Annotated in this window: 18 protein-coding genes; 10 read left to right on the forward strand and 8 right to left on the reverse strand. The window is 62.2% G+C overall.

What is annotated here, in order from left to right; all coding sequences use genetic code 11:
- Window positions 1-8 precede the first annotated feature (8 nt).
- Both PIB16_RS14450 and PIB16_RS14455 read left to right on the forward strand, forming a co-directional pair.
- Window positions 9-677: a pseudouridine synthase gene (locus PIB16_RS14450; protein ID WP_065657400.1), complete on the forward strand. Its 669-nt coding sequence runs from the start codon at window positions 9-11 to the stop codon at window positions 675-677.
- Between the two features lie 8 nt (window positions 678-685).
- Window positions 686-1,312 carry a class I SAM-dependent methyltransferase gene (locus tag PIB16_RS14455; protein WP_065657401.1) on the forward strand — a complete coding sequence of 209 codons (627 nt, stop codon included), beginning with the start codon at window positions 686-688 and terminating at the stop codon, window positions 1,310-1,312.
- Here PIB16_RS14455 and PIB16_RS14460 read toward each other — a convergent pair whose 3' ends face one another.
- Window positions 1,313-1,498 carry a hypothetical protein gene (locus tag PIB16_RS14460; protein WP_003508485.1) on the reverse strand — a complete coding sequence of 62 codons (186 nt, stop codon included), beginning with the start codon at window positions 1,496-1,498 and terminating at the stop codon, window positions 1,313-1,315.
- Window positions 1,499-1,682: 184 nt separating this feature from the next.
- On the opposite strand from PIB16_RS14460, the gene PIB16_RS14465 reads away from it, so the two are divergent.
- Together PIB16_RS14465 and PIB16_RS14470 are read left to right on the forward strand one after the other, a co-directional pair.
- Window positions 1,683-2,909 (forward strand): PQQ-dependent sugar dehydrogenase, encoded by a 1,227-nt coding sequence (locus PIB16_RS14465; protein WP_065657403.1) that lies wholly within the window; start codon window positions 1,683-1,685, stop codon window positions 2,907-2,909.
- Window positions 2,910-3,013: 104 nt separating this feature from the next.
- On the forward strand, window positions 3,014-4,030 hold the full coding sequence (locus tag PIB16_RS14470; protein ID WP_065657404.1) for a DNA topoisomerase IB: 1,017 nt from the start codon (window positions 3,014-3,016) through the stop codon (window positions 4,028-4,030).
- Between the two features lie 3 nt (window positions 4,031-4,033).
- Here PIB16_RS14470 and PIB16_RS14475 read toward each other — a convergent pair whose 3' ends face one another.
- A complete protein-coding gene (locus tag PIB16_RS14475) occupies window positions 4,034-4,756 on the reverse strand; it encodes a response regulator transcription factor (protein WP_065657405.1) in 723 nt (240 codons plus the stop codon).
- Between the two features lies 1 nt (window position 4,757).
- On the reverse strand, window positions 4,758-5,993 hold the full coding sequence (locus PIB16_RS14480) for a GAF domain-containing sensor histidine kinase (RefSeq protein WP_065657406.1): 1,236 nt from the start codon (window positions 5,991-5,993) through the stop codon (window positions 4,758-4,760).
- Between the two features lie 303 nt (window positions 5,994-6,296).
- Here PIB16_RS14480 and PIB16_RS14485 point away from each other — a divergent pair, with 303 nt between their 5' ends.
- From PIB16_RS14485 to recX, 6 genes are all read left to right on the forward strand, one after another.
- A complete protein-coding gene (locus PIB16_RS14485) occupies window positions 6,297-7,313 on the forward strand; it encodes an ABC transporter substrate-binding protein (RefSeq protein WP_003522114.1) in 1,017 nt (338 codons plus the stop codon).
- A 98-nt stretch (window positions 7,314-7,411) separates the two neighbouring features.
- Window positions 7,412-8,875 carry an ATP-binding cassette domain-containing protein gene (locus PIB16_RS14490; RefSeq protein WP_065657407.1) on the forward strand — a complete coding sequence of 488 codons (1,464 nt, stop codon included), beginning with the start codon at window positions 7,412-7,414 and terminating at the stop codon, window positions 8,873-8,875.
- A complete protein-coding gene (locus tag PIB16_RS14495) occupies window positions 8,872-9,813 on the forward strand; it encodes an ABC transporter permease (protein ID WP_065657408.1) in 942 nt (313 codons plus the stop codon). Before PIB16_RS14490 ends, PIB16_RS14495 begins: the two co-directional genes overlap by 4 nt.
- On the forward strand, window positions 9,810-10,757 hold the full coding sequence (locus tag PIB16_RS14500) for an ABC transporter permease (RefSeq protein WP_065657409.1): 948 nt from the start codon (window positions 9,810-9,812) through the stop codon (window positions 10,755-10,757). The genes PIB16_RS14495 and PIB16_RS14500 overlap by 4 nt, the downstream gene beginning before the upstream one ends.
- A gap of 35 nt (window positions 10,758-10,792) precedes the next feature.
- Window positions 10,793-11,713 (forward strand): SMP-30/gluconolactonase/LRE family protein, encoded by a 921-nt coding sequence (locus PIB16_RS14505; protein WP_065657410.1) that lies wholly within the window; start codon window positions 10,793-10,795, stop codon window positions 11,711-11,713.
- A gap of 72 nt (window positions 11,714-11,785) precedes the next feature.
- Window positions 11,786-12,376, forward strand: coding sequence for a recombination regulator RecX (gene recX, locus PIB16_RS14510; protein WP_065657411.1), 591 nt, complete (start codon window positions 11,786-11,788; stop codon window positions 12,374-12,376).
- A 3-nt stretch (window positions 12,377-12,379) separates the two neighbouring features.
- On the opposite strand, the gene PIB16_RS14515 is transcribed toward recX, so the two are convergent.
- The 5 genes from PIB16_RS14515 to PIB16_RS14535 all read right to left on the reverse strand — a co-directional run bounded on the left by PIB16_RS14515 (window position 12,380) and on the right by PIB16_RS14535 (window position 17,357).
- Window positions 12,380-12,778, reverse strand: a complete 399-nt coding sequence (locus PIB16_RS14515) for a c-type cytochrome (protein ID WP_065657412.1) — start codon at window positions 12,776-12,778, stop codon at window positions 12,380-12,382.
- A gap of 95 nt (window positions 12,779-12,873) precedes the next feature.
- On the reverse strand, window positions 12,874-13,401 hold the full coding sequence (locus PIB16_RS14520; RefSeq protein WP_003522107.1) for a DUF992 domain-containing protein: 528 nt from the start codon (window positions 13,399-13,401) through the stop codon (window positions 12,874-12,876).
- A 248-nt stretch (window positions 13,402-13,649) separates the two neighbouring features.
- Window positions 13,650-14,459, reverse strand: a complete 810-nt coding sequence (locus PIB16_RS14525) for an ATP-binding cassette domain-containing protein (protein WP_065657413.1) — start codon at window positions 14,457-14,459, stop codon at window positions 13,650-13,652.
- Window positions 14,460-14,493: 34 nt separating this feature from the next.
- Entirely contained in the window at window positions 14,494-16,458 is a 1,965-nt protein-coding gene (gene fhuB / locus PIB16_RS14530) for a Fe(3+)-hydroxamate ABC transporter permease FhuB (RefSeq protein ID WP_065657414.1), read from the reverse strand.
- Window positions 16,455-17,357, reverse strand: a complete 903-nt coding sequence (locus PIB16_RS14535; protein WP_065657415.1) for an iron-siderophore ABC transporter substrate-binding protein — start codon at window positions 17,355-17,357, stop codon at window positions 16,455-16,457. The genes fhuB and PIB16_RS14535 overlap by 4 nt, the downstream gene beginning before the upstream one ends.
- Window positions 17,358-17,375: the final 18 nt, after the last annotated feature.

The following is a 17,375-nucleotide window of genomic DNA, read 5'->3' on the forward strand; positions in this document are numbered from 1 at the left end:
GAAGCGACATGTCTCCAGAGCTTTCCAACCCCGTCTATCTTCCGCCACTCGACCCCTGGCTCACCATCGTGCACCATGACGACGATCTGCTGGTGCTCGACAAGCCAAGCGGGCTTTTATCGGTGCCGGGTCGCGATCCGGCGCTTTCGGACAGCCTGATGACGCGGGTACAGAAACAGTTTCCGAAAGCGCTGATGATCAACCGGCTGGACAAGGACACCTCCGGCATCGTGCTGATGTCCCTGAACCGCAAGGCGCATGCGGCGATTGCGTCGCAGTTTGAAAACCGCCAGACGCGCAAATCCTATGTCGCCATTGTCTGGGGAGAGGTGGTGGGAGAAGCGGGGGAAGTGGACCTGCCGCTTGCCATCGATCCCGAAAACAAGCCACGCCACCGGGTCGACCGCGAGAACGGCAAGCCCGCGCAGAGCCTCTGGCGGGTGCTGGAACGATTGCCGCTTCCGGCAACGCGACTGGCGCTGACCCCGCTTACCGGCCGCACCCACCAATTGCGGGTGCATATGAAGGCGCTCGGCCACCCCATTCTCGGCGATGAATTTTACGCCGAAGGCGAAGCGATCGCCGCCGCGCCGCGGCTGATGCTGCATGCACAGGAGGTCGGGTTCCGCCATCCCGATGGCCGTGACGTCACCTATACCGTACCCTGCCCCTTCTGAGGTTCAAGATGAAGGAACAAAACGAAAGCTTCGTGGTGGATTTTGTCGGCGGCGCGGTCGGGCACCGTTTCCGTTCCGGCGAAGGGCGCGGGCAGGCCCTGCCGAAAGCCGCGGGTTCCACCAAAGGCCGCACGCCAAAAATCGTCGATGCCACGGCCGGGCTCGGGCGGGATGCCTTTCTGCTTGCCTCACTCGGCGCGGAAGTGACCCTCATCGAACGCTCGCCGGACATGCATGCGCACCTCGCCGATGGCATTCGCCGTGCGCTGGAGGCGGGCGGCGCCTACGCCGAGGCGGCGGCGCGCATGACGCTGCTTCACGGAGATTCACGCCAGTTGCTGAAAGAGCTTTCACCTGAGGTGGTGATTGTCGACCCCATGCACCCACCGCGCCACAATACGGCGCTGGTGAAAAAGGAGATGCGGGTGCTCAGAGAACTGGTTGGCTCCGACCCGGATCAGGTGGAGTTGATGGAGGCTGCACTGGAGAATGCGACGAAACGGGTGGTTCTGAAATGGCCGCTCCGCGCCGAGCCGATGCCGGGCATTCGCAAGCCTTCGCATCAGATAATGGGTAAGAACACCCGTTATGATGTCTTCATGATCTTCGGGAAATCTCTCGACCCGGAGGAATGATCAGCGGAAGCTCGGCTTGCGCTGCGCATTCATCAAAAGCTCGTGCCGCGAGGCGAACTCGCCAAACAGCTTTCTGAGCCGGGTTTCCTCGGCCTTGTCCAGCCGGTAACGCCGGCAGAATTCCGCAACGTTGAGAATCGGCTTGGTTCTGTTCCCGTCAATGGTCTTGTTGTCGATGATCTGCATGGCGCCCTCCGTATAACAGAGCCCAAACGTCGCTTGCGCCTTGCGGTTCCTTATGAATTCGCATGGATGAGAAAAGAGCGTGCCGCCTGCACACGGAGTGATCAAGTTTTCTTGAAACTATCGCAGGAAACGAAATCCTCCCCAAATGGTTCTCCGCCTGATGTAAACGATGGAAGGGAGACCCATGTTCCAAACCAACCGATTTCTGAGTTCGACGATCCTGTGTGCGCTGCTCGCCGTGCCGCTTGCCGGTGTTGCGCAGGCCCAGGCCCCGGCCGCCGAAACGAAACGGCCGAATGCGCCGGATCAGAAACCGGCCTTTGAGGGTCAGACCCGCGCGCCGCAGGCCGCCACCCAGCCAAGCGTCGAAAAAACCGTGATCGCGGACGGCCTGCCGCATCTGTGGTCGATGGAGTTTCTGCCCGATGGCCGCATGATCGTCGCGGCCAAGGAAGGCGCGATGCATATCGTCACCGACGGCAAGGCCGGCCCGGCGATCGCGGGCGTGCCTGAGGTGGCATCCGACGGACAGGGCGGCCTTCTCGACATCGCGCTGGCTCCGGATTTCGAAACATCGCGCACCATCTTCTTCTCCTTCTCCGAACCGCGCGATGGCGGCAACGGCACGTCGGTGGCCTCGGCGAAACTGACCGAGGAGGGCGGCGCGGCAAAGCTGGACAATGTCTCGGTGATTTTCCGCCAGATGCCGACCTATGACGGCGACAAACATTTCGGCTCCCGCCTCGTTTTCGGGCCGAACAACGAGCTTTACGTCACCGTCGGAGAACGTTCGGATTCAAAGCCGCGCGTGCAGGCGCAGGACCTGTCGAGCGGGCTTGGCAAGGTCTTCCGCATCGATACGCAGGGCAAGGCCTTTGAAGGCAATCCTTTCGCCAGCCAGCAGAATGCCCTCCCCGAAATCTGGAGCTATGGCCACCGCAACCTGCAGGCTGCGACACTGGATGGTGAGGGCAGGCTCTGGACGGTGGAGCACGGGCCGAAGGGCGGCGATGAGCTGAACCTGCCGAAAGCCGGCCTGAACTACGGTTGGCCGGTCATCACCTATGGCGTCGAATATAGCGGAAGGTCGGTTGGCGAAGGCGTTACCGCAAAGGAAGGCATGGAACAGCCGGTCTATTATTGGGACCCGGTGATCGGCCCCTCCGGCATGGCCTATTATGACGGCGACCAGATTCCCGAATGGAAGGGCGCCTTCATCGTGGGCGGTCTGGTGAGCCAGGGGCTCGTCATCCTGCATATCGATGGCGACAGGGTTGCCACCGAAAGCCGGCTGCCGCTGGAAGCGCGCATTCGCGACGTGAAGGTCGGTCCGGATGGCGCGATCTATGCCGTGACCGAAGAGCGCGGCGGCGGGAACTCGCAGATTCTGCGGATCGCCAAGGCCGGCTGATTAAAAAGACCGGCTGAGAAAACTCACGACTGGAACGACAGGCCGCCGGAACGAAGGTGGCCTGTTTTTCGTTTGCCGCAGCGTGAAACCTGCCGGAAAAAACCATGCCACAACCGCCCACCCGCCTTCTTGCCAAAATCGGACTTGCCTATGTCAACGATCAGGAGCCGGGTATTTCCCGCGAAAAACGCGGACGCGGTTTCTGTTACCGCCTTCCGGGCGGCGAACTTCTCTCCGACAGCGTCGAACTGAAGCGCATCAAGGCACTCGGCGTGCCGCCCGCCTATAAAGACGTCTGGATATGCATCGACCCATCAGGGCATCTCCAGGCTACGGGTTTCGATGCCCGCGGGCGAAAACAATATCGTTATCATCCCGACTGGCATGCGCTCCGGGGTGAGACGAAATTCTTCCAGCTCAAAAGCTTCGGCAAGGCGCTGCCCGCCATCCGCCGCCGCGCCATCGCCGATATCGAAAAACAGGATCATGGGCAGGAAATGACGCTCGCGGCGCTCACGCTGCTGCTTGATGCCGCCTATCTGCGCGTCGGCAACCGCTCCTATCTCGAAACCAACGGCACCTATGGCGCAACGACATTGCTCAAGCGGCACGTCTCCTTCGGTGAAACCATCGAGCTGCGGTTTGCCGCCAAGGGCGGACAGAAGGTGAAACGGCAATTGCGCCACCCTCGCCTTCAGAAAATCCTTGAGGAAATCGCCGATCTCCCCGGCAAGGAACTCTTCGTCTGGCAGGACAGTGAAAACCGGGTGCATTCGGTCGATTCCAGCGATCTCAACGCTTATCTCTCCCGTATCGGCGGTCAGGGTATTTCAGCCAAGACCTTCCGCACATGGGGCGGAACGCTCGCCGCCTTCTGCAACGCGATGGAACATGTGGCGGCGGGTGAAAAACCGAGCATAAAAGGCATGTGCCAGGCAGCAGCGGCGGAGCTTTCCAACACGCCCGCCATCTGCCGCAAGAGCTATGTGCACCCGGCCGTCCTCGACATCGCCACGGAAGAGAAAGCGCAGAAAAAGCTTGGCCGTATCCTGAAGGTCGGGGCAAAGCCCGTCTCCGGCCTCAGGGCGGATGAAAGACGGCTGCTTGCCTTCCTGCCCTGAGGATCAGCGGCTGCCCGCCCATTCCACCAGCTCCCGCTCGGCCCTTTCCAGCGCGCTGTAATTCAACAGCTTGCGCAGGAAAGCGACGGTAACGGCGCGGGTTCTGAGATTATACCGGCCTTCCGCCTCGTCATCGCCGGCTGCCTGATGCACGTTCAGTTTCTCATAGAGGCTTTGCAGCCGGTTCTGCACGCTGCGCAGCGACAGGTTGCGGCGGCGCGCAATCGCCTTGTCGGTAAGGCCGAGAGCGACATCGACAAGGATTTCATATTCGGAATCGGTAAAGCCATGCGCCTTGCCGAGGCTCTTTTCCTGCAGGCCGCGCACTTCCCGGTCGATCACACATTGCGCCTCGATGAAGATGCTGCGCAGCGCCAGCCGCAGACGGTCGTCGGACGCCGATTTCAGCACGTAGCCATAGGCGGCACCCTCCGGCACGATGCGGGAGACACCGCGCACATAGGCCTCGTCGGAATAGTTGGACCAGAACAGGATGCGGGTATCCGGCCTTTCCTTCCAGATGGTGCGTGCCGCCTCGATGCCGTTGCGCTCGTTCATCTGCAAATCCATGACGATATGGGCGGCCCGGTTTTCCCGCGCGAGCTTTTCGCCGGTTCTGCCGTTTGCCGCTTCCAGAACCTTGTCGCATTCCGGCAGCGCGGCACGCACCGCCTCGTTCAGATAGGCGCGGTGCAGCGCATCGTCCTCCACGATCAGCACGTCCATGTCACAACTCCTCCCGCCGGTCGAAAGCGCCTGCCGGCAAGGTGACGGTGATGCGGGTTCCCGCTCCCGTGCCATTGCCGCCAATATCGAATTTCGCCGAAATCAGCCGCGCCCGCGTCTTCATATTGCCGATGCCGAGGCCGCCGGAGGCCCCGCCTTCGCCGCCGCCGCTGCCGTCGTCGCTGACAGTCACCCGCAAGCCGCCGTCGATTGCGGTCAGTTTCACGGCAATCGCTTCGGGCTGGGCATGGCGAATGGCATTGTTCACCGCCTCCTGCACGATGCGGAACAGCGAGATGGCCACCGTCTTGTCCAGCCTTTCCACCAGCCCGTCCGTCTCATCCGTTACCGACCAGTCGATTGCCGACCCGCTGTCGCGCACCGAGCGGTCCACATAGGTCTCGATGGCCTCAACGACGCCGAACAATTGCAGGATCGAGGGTTTCGCCTCCTCGATGATCTCGCGCAAATCCTGCATGCAATGCTGCAGGCTGCGCACCACCGGCTCCAGCATCTCGCCCGACAGGTCAGGGGTATGGCTCATGCGCTCGATGCGGCGCGCCAGCCGTGTCAGGTCCGCCAGCGTCTGGTCGTGCAGATCCATGCCGATGCGCTGCCGCTCGGCCTCCAGCGCCTCAGTCAATTGCAGCGCGCCTAAACGCAGGCCCTCCTCGCGGGCATTGGCGCGCGCCTCCTCGATGGCGGAGCGTTTGGCCTGCTCGGCGGCGCGGATGGCGTAGAAATAAGGCGCCAGCAGATCGGCGACGGCGCGGGCGTTCGCCACATCCTCCATCGTGTAGGCATCCGACTGGTGGGAGGAGCAACTCAGCGCGCCGATGATATCGCCATGCACCTTCATCGGCACATGCAGCCGGCTATGCAGGTTGAGTTCGATGATCGGGCTTGAAAACGACCCTTCGAAATGAAAGCGCGGATCGGAACAGGCGTCGCCGCTCAAGAGATATTCCACCTCGCCTGACAGCAGCGAACGGATCGGGCTGCCGGTCAGAAGGGCGGGCGGCTGCCGGCTCCAGGCGCTGACGAGACCGCTCTCATAGGCGATGTGATATTTGTCATCCAGCTGCTTGATGCAGACATCCATATGGTCATGCGGGATGATATGGCTGATCTCGGTGGCGACCGCCTGGATGATGGCATTAAATTCCAGCTGCCCGGCAAGCAGCCGCGAAATGCCCATATAATGATGAAAAAGAGCGCTTTTCGGCGTATCCAGCATGTGCGGACGCCCTCCCAAGCGCCTGCCTTCGACCATCGCGGCAAGATCCAACCCCTAGGGCGCCGCATCGTCCATTCTGCGCCCGGCAGTGGCGTTTCGTCCTGCGGGTTCCCGCAAGCTTTCTGCGGAAACCCGCAGGAAGATTGCCGCGATCCGCCTATACAAGCCAAATCTTCTTGGTCATTCTCGCTTCTACTGGGGAAAGGAGCTCCAGTGCAAAGGAATTCCACCTGCCGCCGAGGAGATTTGCGGCGTGCGAGAATTCCCGGCTCGAAAAGGGCAAGCCACGAGGGAGGAAATCAAATGGCTTTCAGGAAGATGCTTCTGGCATCGGCCGCTGTCGCATGCGCAGCTCTGCCGATCACCGCTCATGCCGATACGTCGGCAAAAAAAATCGCGCTTTCAAACAATTATGCCGGTAATTCCTGGCGTCAGGCGATGCTGACGAGCTGGGACAAGATCACCAAGCAAGCGGTTGCCGACAAGCAGGTCGCCGCCGCAGACGCCTTCACCACAGCCGAAAACCAGGCGACCGAACAGGCCGCGCAGATCCAGAACCTCATTCTTCAGGGTTACGACGCCATCGTCATCAATGCCGCTTCGCCCACCGCGCTTAACGGCGCAGTGAAGGAAGCCTGCGATGCCGGCATCACGGTCGTATCTTTCGACGGCATCGTCACCGAGCCCTGCGCATGGCGCATCGCGGTCGATTTCAAGGCGATGGGCGAAAGCCAGATCGACTATCTCGCCAAGGCCATGCCGAAGGGCGGCAACCTGCTTGAAATCCGCGGTCTGGCCGGCGTTTCGGTGGACGATGAAATCCACGCCGGCATCGCCGCCGGCGTCGCCAAGAACCCGCAGTTCAAGATCGTCGGTTCCGTCAACGGCGATTGGGCGCAGGATGTGGCGCAGCGTGCCGTCGCCGGCATTCTGCCGAGCCTTCCCGAAGTCGCGGCAGTCGTGACGCAGGGCGGCGACGGTTATGGCGCGGCACAGGCTTTTGCCGCCGCCAAGCGCCCGACGCCGACCATCGTCATGGGCAACCGTGAAGACGAACTGCAATGGTGGAAACAGCAGAAGGACGCAAGCGGTTACGAGACCATGTCCGTCTCCATCGCCCCAGGCGTCTCGACGCTCGCTTTCTGGGTGGCGCAGCAGATCCTTGATGGCAAGGATGTGAAGAAGGACCTGACCGTGCCCTTCCTGCGCATCGACCAGGCCAATCTCGAGGAAAATCTGAAGACGACCCAGAAGGGCGGCGTGGCGAATGTTGAATATTCGCAGGAAGACGCCCAGAAGGCCATCGCATCGGCCAAATAGGCCGGATCGACCCAGAGCCTGACTATTGCGGCGCTCCCGTAAAGGGCGCCGCAATAGTCACACATTGTCTGATTTTCACATCACTGGCGTAGTTGCTCATGAATGACATCATCGAGGCGGAAGAAGTCGTCGCTGCGCGCGGCGTGAAGGTCGTGTTCGGCGCGGTAAGAGCGCTGGATGGGGCCGATCTCGTCATTCGCACGGGGGAATGCCTCGGGCTCGTCGGCCATAACGGCGCGGGAAAATCCACCATCGTCAACGTCATCAATGGCGGGCTGACGCCGCATGAGGGTTCCGTTTCCTATGGCGGCAACGAAAACCGCCATGGCATTGCCGCCGCGCGCGCGAACGGCGTTCGCTGCGTGTTTCAGGAACTGTCGCTCTGCCCGAACCTGACGATCAGCGAAAATGTCCGCATCATGCATGCCGCCACGGGTGGGCGAAACTGGCGCGGCCGTGCGCTGACGACGATCCGCCAGACACTGGATGAAATTTTTCCAGGCCACGGCATTGATTGCGAGCTGACCATCGCCGAACTTTCCATCGCCGAACGGCAGATGGTGGAAATCGCCATCAATTTTTGCCGCATACCGAACGCGCCGAGACTGGTGATCCTCGATGAACCCACCTCTTCGCTGGATGCCGGTCTCGCCGAGCAGCTGATGGATTATGTCCGCCGTTTCGTGCGTGAGGGCGGGTCGGTTCTGCTGATCTCGCATATTCTCGGCGAAATTCTTTCGACGGCCACCCGTATCGTGGTGATGAAGGATGGCCGGGTGGTGGCCGACCGGAAGGCCGCCGACTTCACCACCCGCTCGCTGGTTGAGGCCATGGGCAGCGTCGTCAAGGAACAGGACAGGCGACGGGGTGAAAGCCGCAAGGCGGGCGAGAAGGTGCTTTCCATGCCGGCTCGCCGGGGCGAAGGCCTTGCCTTCGAGGCCTTTCGCGGCGAGATCGTCGGCCTTGCCGGTCTCGGCGGCCATGGCCAGACCGAAGCGCTTCTCGATCTTTACCTTGCCCGCAACAATAGCTGGCTGCCCGCGCGCAAGACCGATCTCGCCTTCGTGGCGGGCGATCGCAGCCTGAACGGCACTTTTCCGCTGTGGAGCATCCTCAAAAACCTGTCCATCGCCTCGCTCAGGGATATTTCAGCCGCAGGCATGGTGGACAGAGCCAAGGAAACCGAGCTTGGGGCGCAATGGAAAAAGCGCATCGAAATCCGCACGCCCGACATGGGCAACAAGATCCTCTCCCTCTCCGGCGGCAACCAGCAGAAGGTGCTTTTCGCCCGCGCGCTTGCCACCACCGCCAGCACGGTTTTGATGGACGACCCGATGCGCGGCGTCGATATCGGCACCAAACAGGAGGTCTATGACATCTTGAGAACCGAAGCCTCCCACGGCCGCACCTTCATCTGGTACTCCACCGAAATGGACGAAATCCGCCTCTGCGACCGGGTCTATGTGTTCCGCGACGGCGCCATCCAGGCGGAACTCGTCGGCGACGATATTACCGAGCAGAATGTGCTGGCGGCCTCCTTTGCCGGAGAAGACCACGCATGAAAGTCTCGGCAAACGCGCTCCGCCTCATCATTCCCGCCGCCTCGCTCGCCTTCCTGCTCGCCGCCGTCTTCTACATGCAGCCGCGCGCCATGAGCTATACCGGCATGAACCTGCTGTTCAATCTGGCCGTGCCGATTGCGCTCGCCACCATTGCGCAGATGCTGATCATGTCGGTCAACGATCTCGATCTGTCGATGGGTACCTTCGTCAGTTTCTGCGCCTGTGTGACCGCCACTTTCCTGCAAACCACGCCACTCCTCGGAATTGCGATTTTTGCCGGTGCGATTGCGGTCTATGCATTGCTGGGCGCCATCATCCATATCCGCGCCCTGCCCTCCATCGTGGTCACGCTCGGCATGAGCTTCGTCTGGGGCGGCCTCGCCGTCCTCATTCTTCCCTCGCCAGGCGGCCAGGCCCCCGCCTTCATCCGGGCGCTGATGACGGCAAAACCGCCGCTCGTGCCGATTGCCATCGTCGCCAGCATCCTGATCGCGGTGGTCGCCCATTACATCGTCATGCGCTCTTCTTTCGGCGTGCTGATGCGCGGCGTCGGCGGCAATTTCCGCTCGGTCGAGCGCTCCGGCTGGTCTGTCGTCGGCATACGCGCCGCCACCTTTGCGCTGGCCGGTTTCTTTGCGGTGCTGTCCGGTATCGCCCTCGTCGGGCTGACGACATCGGCCGACGCCAACATCGCGCTGCGTTACACGCTGCTCTCGATTGCCGGCGTCATTCTCGGCGGCGGTGAATTCGTCGGCGGCCGGGTATCGCCCATAGGTGCGGTCATCGGCGCGCTGACGCTGACGCTCGCCGGTTCGTTTCTCTCCTTCATGCGCATTTCGCCGGACTGGCAGATCGGCGCGCAGGGGGCGATCCTCATCATCGTGCTGGCGCTGCGGATTCTGCTCAACCGTCTTGAAAAGCGGGAGAAAAACCAATGAACGGGCTCTCTTCCCTCACCGGAAAACCATGGATCTGGTCTTTTGCCGCAACGGCGGTCGTCTGGATCGTCACCGTGCTCTTCACCGGCGGTGCAAGCTCCTTCGGCCTGTCGCACGCCGCACTCACCTTTGCGGCCTTTTCGGTCATCGTCGGCATCGGCCAGATGTTCGTCATCACGCTCGGACCGGGCAATATCGACCTCTGCGTACCCGCAACGATGACGCTGTCAGGCACGCTGGCGCTCAAATTCATGGATGTGTCCGACGGTCTCATCCTGCCCGGACTGCTGATCGCCATCCTGATCGGCATCGCCATCGGCATCGGAAATTATGCGCTGATCAAGCTCCTGCGCATCCCGCCGATCATCGCGACGCTCTCCATGAGCTTCATCGTGCAATCCATCGCCATCTGGTCGAACCGCGGCCTGCGCATCAAGCCGCCGGAAACATTGGCCACATTCGCCACGTCAAGTTTCTTCGGCATTCCGAACGTCGCCCTCGTGGCCCTGCTGCTCTCGGTCATCGCCTGGCTGCTGCTCGACCGCTCGTTTTACGGACGCTGGATTTCCGCCATCGGCCAGAGCACCTTCGCCGCCCGCATGACCGGCATTCCCGTGGACGGCGCACGTTTCGTCACCTATGTGCTCTGCGCGGTGCTTGCTGCCATCGCGGGTTACCTGCTCGCCAGCTTCTCCGGCGGTGCTGCGCTCAACATGGGCTCGGAATATCTGCTGATGTCCATCGCTGTCGTCGTCATCGGCGGCACGGCGGTGGCGGGCGGCGATTCCAATGTGCCCGGCATCTGGGGCGCTTCGCTTTTCATGTTCCTGGTGGTGTCGATGCTGAATACCTATGGTTTCGGCGCCGGCATCCGCCTCATCCTCACCGGCCTCATCATCATCTCCGTCATTCTTCTGGCAAGCGGCCCCAAGGCCACGCGCTGAACCCATAACGACAAGCCCCCAAGCGGACCACGCTCATGACAACAGACAAGACCTCCCCTTACGAAATCCACGACGACCGCTTTCGCCATCTGATCGTCGGCAATGCCGAGCTGGAAGAGCTTTATTCCGGTTGCCGCTGGGCCGAAGGCCCGGTGTGGTTTGCCGATCTGAACTGCCTGCTGTTCAGCGATATTCCGAATGAGCGCATGTTGCGCTGGGTGCCGGATGGCGGGATCTCGGTATTCCGCCAGCCCTCCAACTTCACCAACGGCAATACGCGCGACCGGCAGGGGCGGCTCGTTTCCTGCGAACATGGCGGCCGCCGCGTCACCCGCACCGAAGTCGACGGCTCGATCACCGTTCTTGCCGACAGCTACGGCGGCAAGCGGCTGAACTCACCCAATGACGTGGTGGTGAAATCCGATGGCAGCGTCTGGTTCACCGATCCAACCTACGGCATTCTGTCCGATTACGAGGGCTACAAGGCGGAACCCGAACAGAAGACGCGCAATGTCTACCGGCTCGATCCCGCAACCGGAAAAATCGACATCGCCATCGACGATTTCCTGCAGCCGAACGGTCTTGCCTTCTCGCCTGACGAGACGAAGCTCTACGTTGCAGACAGTTCCTACAGCCACGATGTCACCCGCCCGCGCCATATCCGCGTCTTCGATGTGGTAGATGGCGTAAAGCTCACCAACGGCCGGGAATTCTGCAATCTCGACAATGGCCTGCCGGACGGCTTCCGCCTGGACACGGCCGGCAACCTGTGGACCAGCGCCGGCGATGGCGTCCACTGCTTTTCCCCCGAAGGTACGCTCCTCGGCAAGATCAAGGTGCCGCAGACAGTCGCGAACCTCACCTTCGGCGGCCCTAAAAAGAACCGCCTGTTCATCACCGCGACGAAATCGCTCTATTCGGTCTATGTCGCCGCAACCGGCGCGCAAACGCCTTGAGCTACTGAAAAACCGGAGGAAACGGGCCGGGAAGGAACTGGCAAGACGGGTTCACCGCGCTATAAAAGCGGAATGAACGACGATTCCAGCCCCTTCCTGGCCGACGACATGGCGATGGACGGCGACACGCCGGCCATTGAACCCACCAGCCGGATGCTGTCCTGGGCGCGCAATTCTGCGCTCTACCGGCTGGAACAGCGCATGATGACGGAAAAGCAGCTGCGCGACGCCATCATGCGCAAGGCGCGGGAAAAATTCGATGATATCAGCCCGGCGCAGGTCAGGGCGCTTGGCGAATTTGCCGTAACCTTCGCTTATGGCATCAAGGCGCTCGACGACACGGCCTTCGCGGAAATTACCGTGCGGAGCGGCCAGCGCAGCGGCAAGTCGAAACGCGGGCTCGCGCAGAAACTTCAGGTCAAGGGCATCGCCCGGGAAACGGCAGCCGTCGCGCTTCAGGAAACAAACGATCTCGTCGCAGCCGTCATCTTCGCCCGCAAGCGCGCCTTCGGGCCGTTTCGCCGTGTCGAACTGGACGAGAAGCGCAAGACCAAGGAATTCTCCGCTTTCGCCCGTAACGGCTTCGGCTTTGAGATCGGCTCGAAAGTCATGGCGATGACCTTCGAAGAGGCGGAAGAGATTATCGCTGAAGCGCCGCTCTGACCGCTATTGCGGCATGGGATGCGTTTTCAGATAGGCGATCAGATCCGCTATATCGGTTTCGCTCCACAGCCCGAAAAAGCGCATGGCATTTCCCGGGATCGCCTTTTTCGGGCTGGCGATGAATTTTTGCAGTTCCTCTTCCGACCACACCCGGCCAGCCGCACCGGCATCCTTCAGCGCCTGCGAATAGTGGCCGTAATCGGTGACGGAAGCCATCGGCCTGCCGACGACACCCATCAGATGCGGCCCCATGCGGGTGCGTGGCGTGTCGACGCTGTGACAGGTGGAACAGCGGCTGAAGACCTTCTCCCCGTGGGCCGCATCGCCCTCGGCAAAAGCGGCTGTCGCCGAAAGGAAAGAACAGACGGTTACTGCCGCGACACTTCTGAATGTGGAAATCATGGCCCGGATAATACAACGCCCTCTCCGTCTGACAACGAAGAGGGCGTATTTTGACATGCGACAGAATGCCCGGCCGGGGCCGGGCACTTTGCCGATCAGTTCATGGCCGTGAGCGTCACGGAGGTGCCGGTGGCGGCGAGGTTGAGACCAACCTGACCCGTCACGCTGACCGTCTGCAGCTGGATGGAGCCGGACGTGCCGCCAACGAGAACGTTGGTGCCGACGCCGAGACCGACGGTGACTTCAGCCGTTGCGCCCTGATAAAGGCCGCCGAGCGAACCGCGGTGGTAACCGGCGGTCGGGGCGAAAACGGCCCAGACCAGACGGCCCTGCGTGGTGAAGCCGAGGTCGACACCCATCTTGCGGATGGCGCCGGTGTAATGGTCGGTGCGACGGGCGCCCATGGTGGACTGGAAGGTGCAATCCAGTTCCTTGGCCGAGCCGAGAACGTAACCGACGCCGCCGCCGATATCGCAGGTGAGGTAACCGATCTTGACGCCGTTGCGATCGTCCTGCTCCTGCGGAGCCGGCTCATATCTCGCGAGGTCGGCAGCGAGGGCGGATGCGGTTCCGCCGAGGCCCATCGTCAATGCGGCAAAAGTTACGGCAACAGCCTTTTTCATCTGATTTTCTCCTGTTTTATTCCTACCCGCAGCAGCCCTTCTTGCCCTCTCCGGATATTGAATTCCGCACTGTTAACGTTTGTTCCCTGAAATCGATCCAAAACAACTTAATTGGAGGCGATGAAAGCGGAACGGTTAACAATGTCTGATGGCGGTAGGATGCCATTAAGACATTGTTAGGGCGGGAAATACGTGGGGAATCGCCATCAACAGCCAGCGTTGCCGGCCGTTGTTTTGCTGCAACAACCTCAAAGCGGCAAGGCGACGGGAAAGCCGGTGGCGGCATGGGTCATGACATCCATGCGGACACCATAGATGCGCTGCAGCGTCTCCGGCGTCATGATCTCCTGCGGCGTTCCCCGCGCGATAAGCTGGCCGGAATGAAGCGCGACTATCTCATCGCAGAAGCGCGCCGCCATGTTGACGTCGTGCAGCACGACGATGACGCCGAGACCCTTTTCGCGCGACAGTCTCTGCACCAGCGAAAGCACTTCGATCTGGTGCGCCATGTCGAGCGCGGAGATGGGTTCGTCGAGAAGCAGGCTCTCGGCGTTCTGGGCCACGAGCATGGCAAGCCACACGCGCTGGCGCTCGCCGCCCGAAAGCGTATCCACCAGCCGGTCGCGGAAGGCGACGGTGTCGGTGAGTTCGATGGCTTCGTCCACCTTCTCCTGATCGGCTTTGGTGAACTGCCCAAGCGCGCCGTGCCAGGGATAACGGCCGAGCGCCACCAGTTCCTTGGCCAGCATGCCGGAGGCGGCCGGCGTATATTGCGGCAGATAGGCGAGCTTTCGCGCAAATTCACGATTGCCCCATGCGCCGAGCGCCTTACCCTCGAATGAGACCCTGCCCGCCGTCGGCTCCTGAATCCGCGCGAGAATCTTGAGCAACGTGGATTTTCCCGAACCGTTGTGACCGATCAGGCCGATGGTCTTGCCGGTCGCAAAATTGGCCGTCAGCGGCTGCAGCAATGTCCTGCCCGGCACTTCCATGGTCACGCCGTCGAGAGAAAAAAGCGGAATATCGTCATAATCGACGGCAAGTGCTGCCTGACCCATGGTTCTCATCTCCGTACGTCGTTCAAAAAATTCATCATCGCCTGCCTGAAAGCCAGATCAGATAGGGCGCGCCGGCAAGCGCCGCAAAAAGCCCGAGCGGCAGTTCATAGGGAAAGGTGACTGTCCGTGCGCCAAGATCGGAAAGCGCCATCAGCACCGCGCCGAACAGGAAGGAGGCGAAGAGATGGTCGCGCGGCGTGGTGAAACCGGCGCGAAGTGCAATATGCGGCGCCATCAATCCGACGAAACTCAAGGGACCGACGAGCAGCGAGGCGGCCCCGGTGGCAATGCCCGCCACCGCGATGACGGCGACGCGCGCCGCACCGAGCGGCAGACCGAGGGAGAGCGGCACATCGCGTCCGAGCGGCAGGATCGTCAGCCAGCGCGTGACCGATAACGCCCCCGCCAGCAGCACGACGGAAAGAATGGCGAGAAAGATCGCCGAAGCCGGCGTCGCCGTCGAACCCGAGCCGCTGAGCCAGGCGAGGATTTGCCATGCCCGCTGGTCGCCAATGGCAAGCAGCGCCGAGAGAACGGCCGAGCAGAGCGAACTGATGGCAATGCCCGCGAGCAGGATTTTTTCCGGCGCCAGGTGCCGGCGCATGGAAAACAGCAGGACGAGGATCATGACGGCCGCAGAGCCAATGCCTGCGCCGCAAAACAGTTCGAAAAGACCGGCGGCCGGAAAAATCGTGATGGCGGCGGCAAAACCGAGGCCGGCACCGCCGCTGACGCCGATCACCTCCGGGCTTGCCATGGGATTGCCGGTAAGCCGCTGGAGAAGCGCGCCCGCCATGGCCAAAAGTCCGCCTGCGGCCACGGCCGCCACCAGCCGCGGCCAGCGGAACGGCAGCAGGCTTTGCAGATCGTCAGCCTTCAGCACCGTCCAGCCATCGGGCCCCTTGCCGATGGCAAGCGCTGCAAAGACCAGCCCCGCCATGACGGCCAGCACCGGCAGCAGGGCCGTAAGCCGGCGTCTTGTCGCCAGCTCGACGCCTTCACCGCGCTGCACATCGGTCGGCCGGATTTTCGGCAGCAGCCACAGAAGCAGCGGGCCGCCGATGAGGGCCGTTACCGCGCCAGTCGGAAAAACTTCAGCCGTCTTGCTTGCCAGAAGCTGCACGAGACCGTCGCAGAACCACAGCAGCAGTCCGCCCAGAAGCGGGGAAACCAGGAGCACCGAAGACGAACGCCGCACACCGAGCGCCCGGGTGAGCGCAGGTGCTGCAAGGCCGATGAAGCTGACGAGACCGACCGCCGAAGCAACGAAGGCGGCCAGCATGACCGCGACGGCGGCAACCGCCAGCCTGATCGAAAACAGCGAGACGCCGAGCGATCGCGCACCGGCATCGCCGAGACCGAGGACCGTCAGCGGCTTAATCAGCAGGCCGGTCAGAACGAGCCCGGCAACAAGCTGAAACGCGAGGGACAAGGCGTTCGACCAGTCCTGCTGGCTGAGCGAGCCGCCGTTCCAGACGACCAGCGACATCAGATATTCGCCCTGTGCCAGCGTCAGCGCGGCGGAAACGGACGCGGCGGTGATGCCGACCAGCAGCCCCGACACCACCATGGTCACCGGCTCGAAGGAGCGTCGCCAGCCGAGAAGAAACACGATGCCGGCCGCACCGGCCGCGCCGGCAAGCGCCACCAAAGCGCGGTTGCCATCCAGCATCCACGGAAAGAACAGGGTTGCGACGACGATGGCCAGTTGCGCGCCGGCCGAGATGCCGAGCGTCGAAGGATCGGCAATCGGATTGCGCAGCAATTGCTGGAAAAGCGCGCCCGACAGGCCGAGCATCGCCCCCGCCAGAATGGCGACCGCCACGCGCGGCATCAGGCTGAAGGCGAAAATCACCTGATCCATCGACATGGTGGCAGCATCGAATGGCAGGCCGGGCCATGCACCGAAAGGCAGCCGCAATAGGCCGGCATGCAGGGAAAGCCCGCAGGCCAGAACGAACAGCAGCCCGAAGAAAAGCTGAAGAGGCCGCGCCGTCACAGGGCTTCTCCCTGCGCCGAGAGCGCTTCGGTCAGAAGCCGCGCAAAGCGCATGCCGGCGGTGATTCCGCCATAGGGGCCGACATTGCCGAGCGTGACCACCCGGTTTTCCCGCACGGCGGGCAGCGCGCGCCATATGGCGCTGCTGCGCAGGGTTTCCCGCGCCTCGACCGGAATATCGGAGACGATGACGATGCGGGCATCGGGCGAAGCGGCGAGGTTTTCAAGCGGCACCGGGGCCGCGAAGGTGAATTGCGAACGATCCACCCAGGCATTGGCGAGCCCCAGCCGGCCAAGAACATCCCCGAACATGCTATCCGCACCGAAAGCGCGAAAATGCCGGGCGTCGCCGATATTGATCACATAAGTCGGCCGCGCCGCAAAACCGGCAAGGCGGGTCCGCATGGCTTGCAGCGTCGCTTCCGTTTCGCCCAGAACCCTGCGCGCCTCATCGGCCCTGCCAAGCTTTTCGCCAAGGGCGGAGACCGCCGCCAGCGCCTTTGCGAAAGGCGGCTCGCCCTTCACGTAAAAGGGCAGCGAGAAGACCGGGGCAATCGCTTCCAGCCTGCCGGTATAGCGGGTGTAGAAGGGCGAAATCAGAATGAGATCGGGCCGGGTCAGTTGCAGAAGCTCGAAATTCGGCGCGCCGCGCAGGCCGAGATCGGCGACGGTTGCAGGGATTTCCGGCTCGACCGCGTCCGCCCGAAACTGGATGAGCTCGGTCGCCGCCACCGGCATGACGCCGAGCGCAACGGCGGTTTCCAGCATGGCCCAGTCGATGGCGGCGAGGCGTGGCGTGACCGCCGCCTGCGCCTTGCCAGCAAGAGCCGAAGCAGCGAGCAGGCCTAAAAATTCCCGCCGCCCCCAAAGGGGGGACATCCATCGATCCTTGCGCGTCATGCCCCTGCTGCTTCACTT

Source organism: Agrobacterium sp. ST15.13.015 (assembly GCF_027871645.1).
Lineage (GTDB): Bacteria > Pseudomonadota > Alphaproteobacteria > Rhizobiales > Rhizobiaceae > Agrobacterium > Agrobacterium leguminum.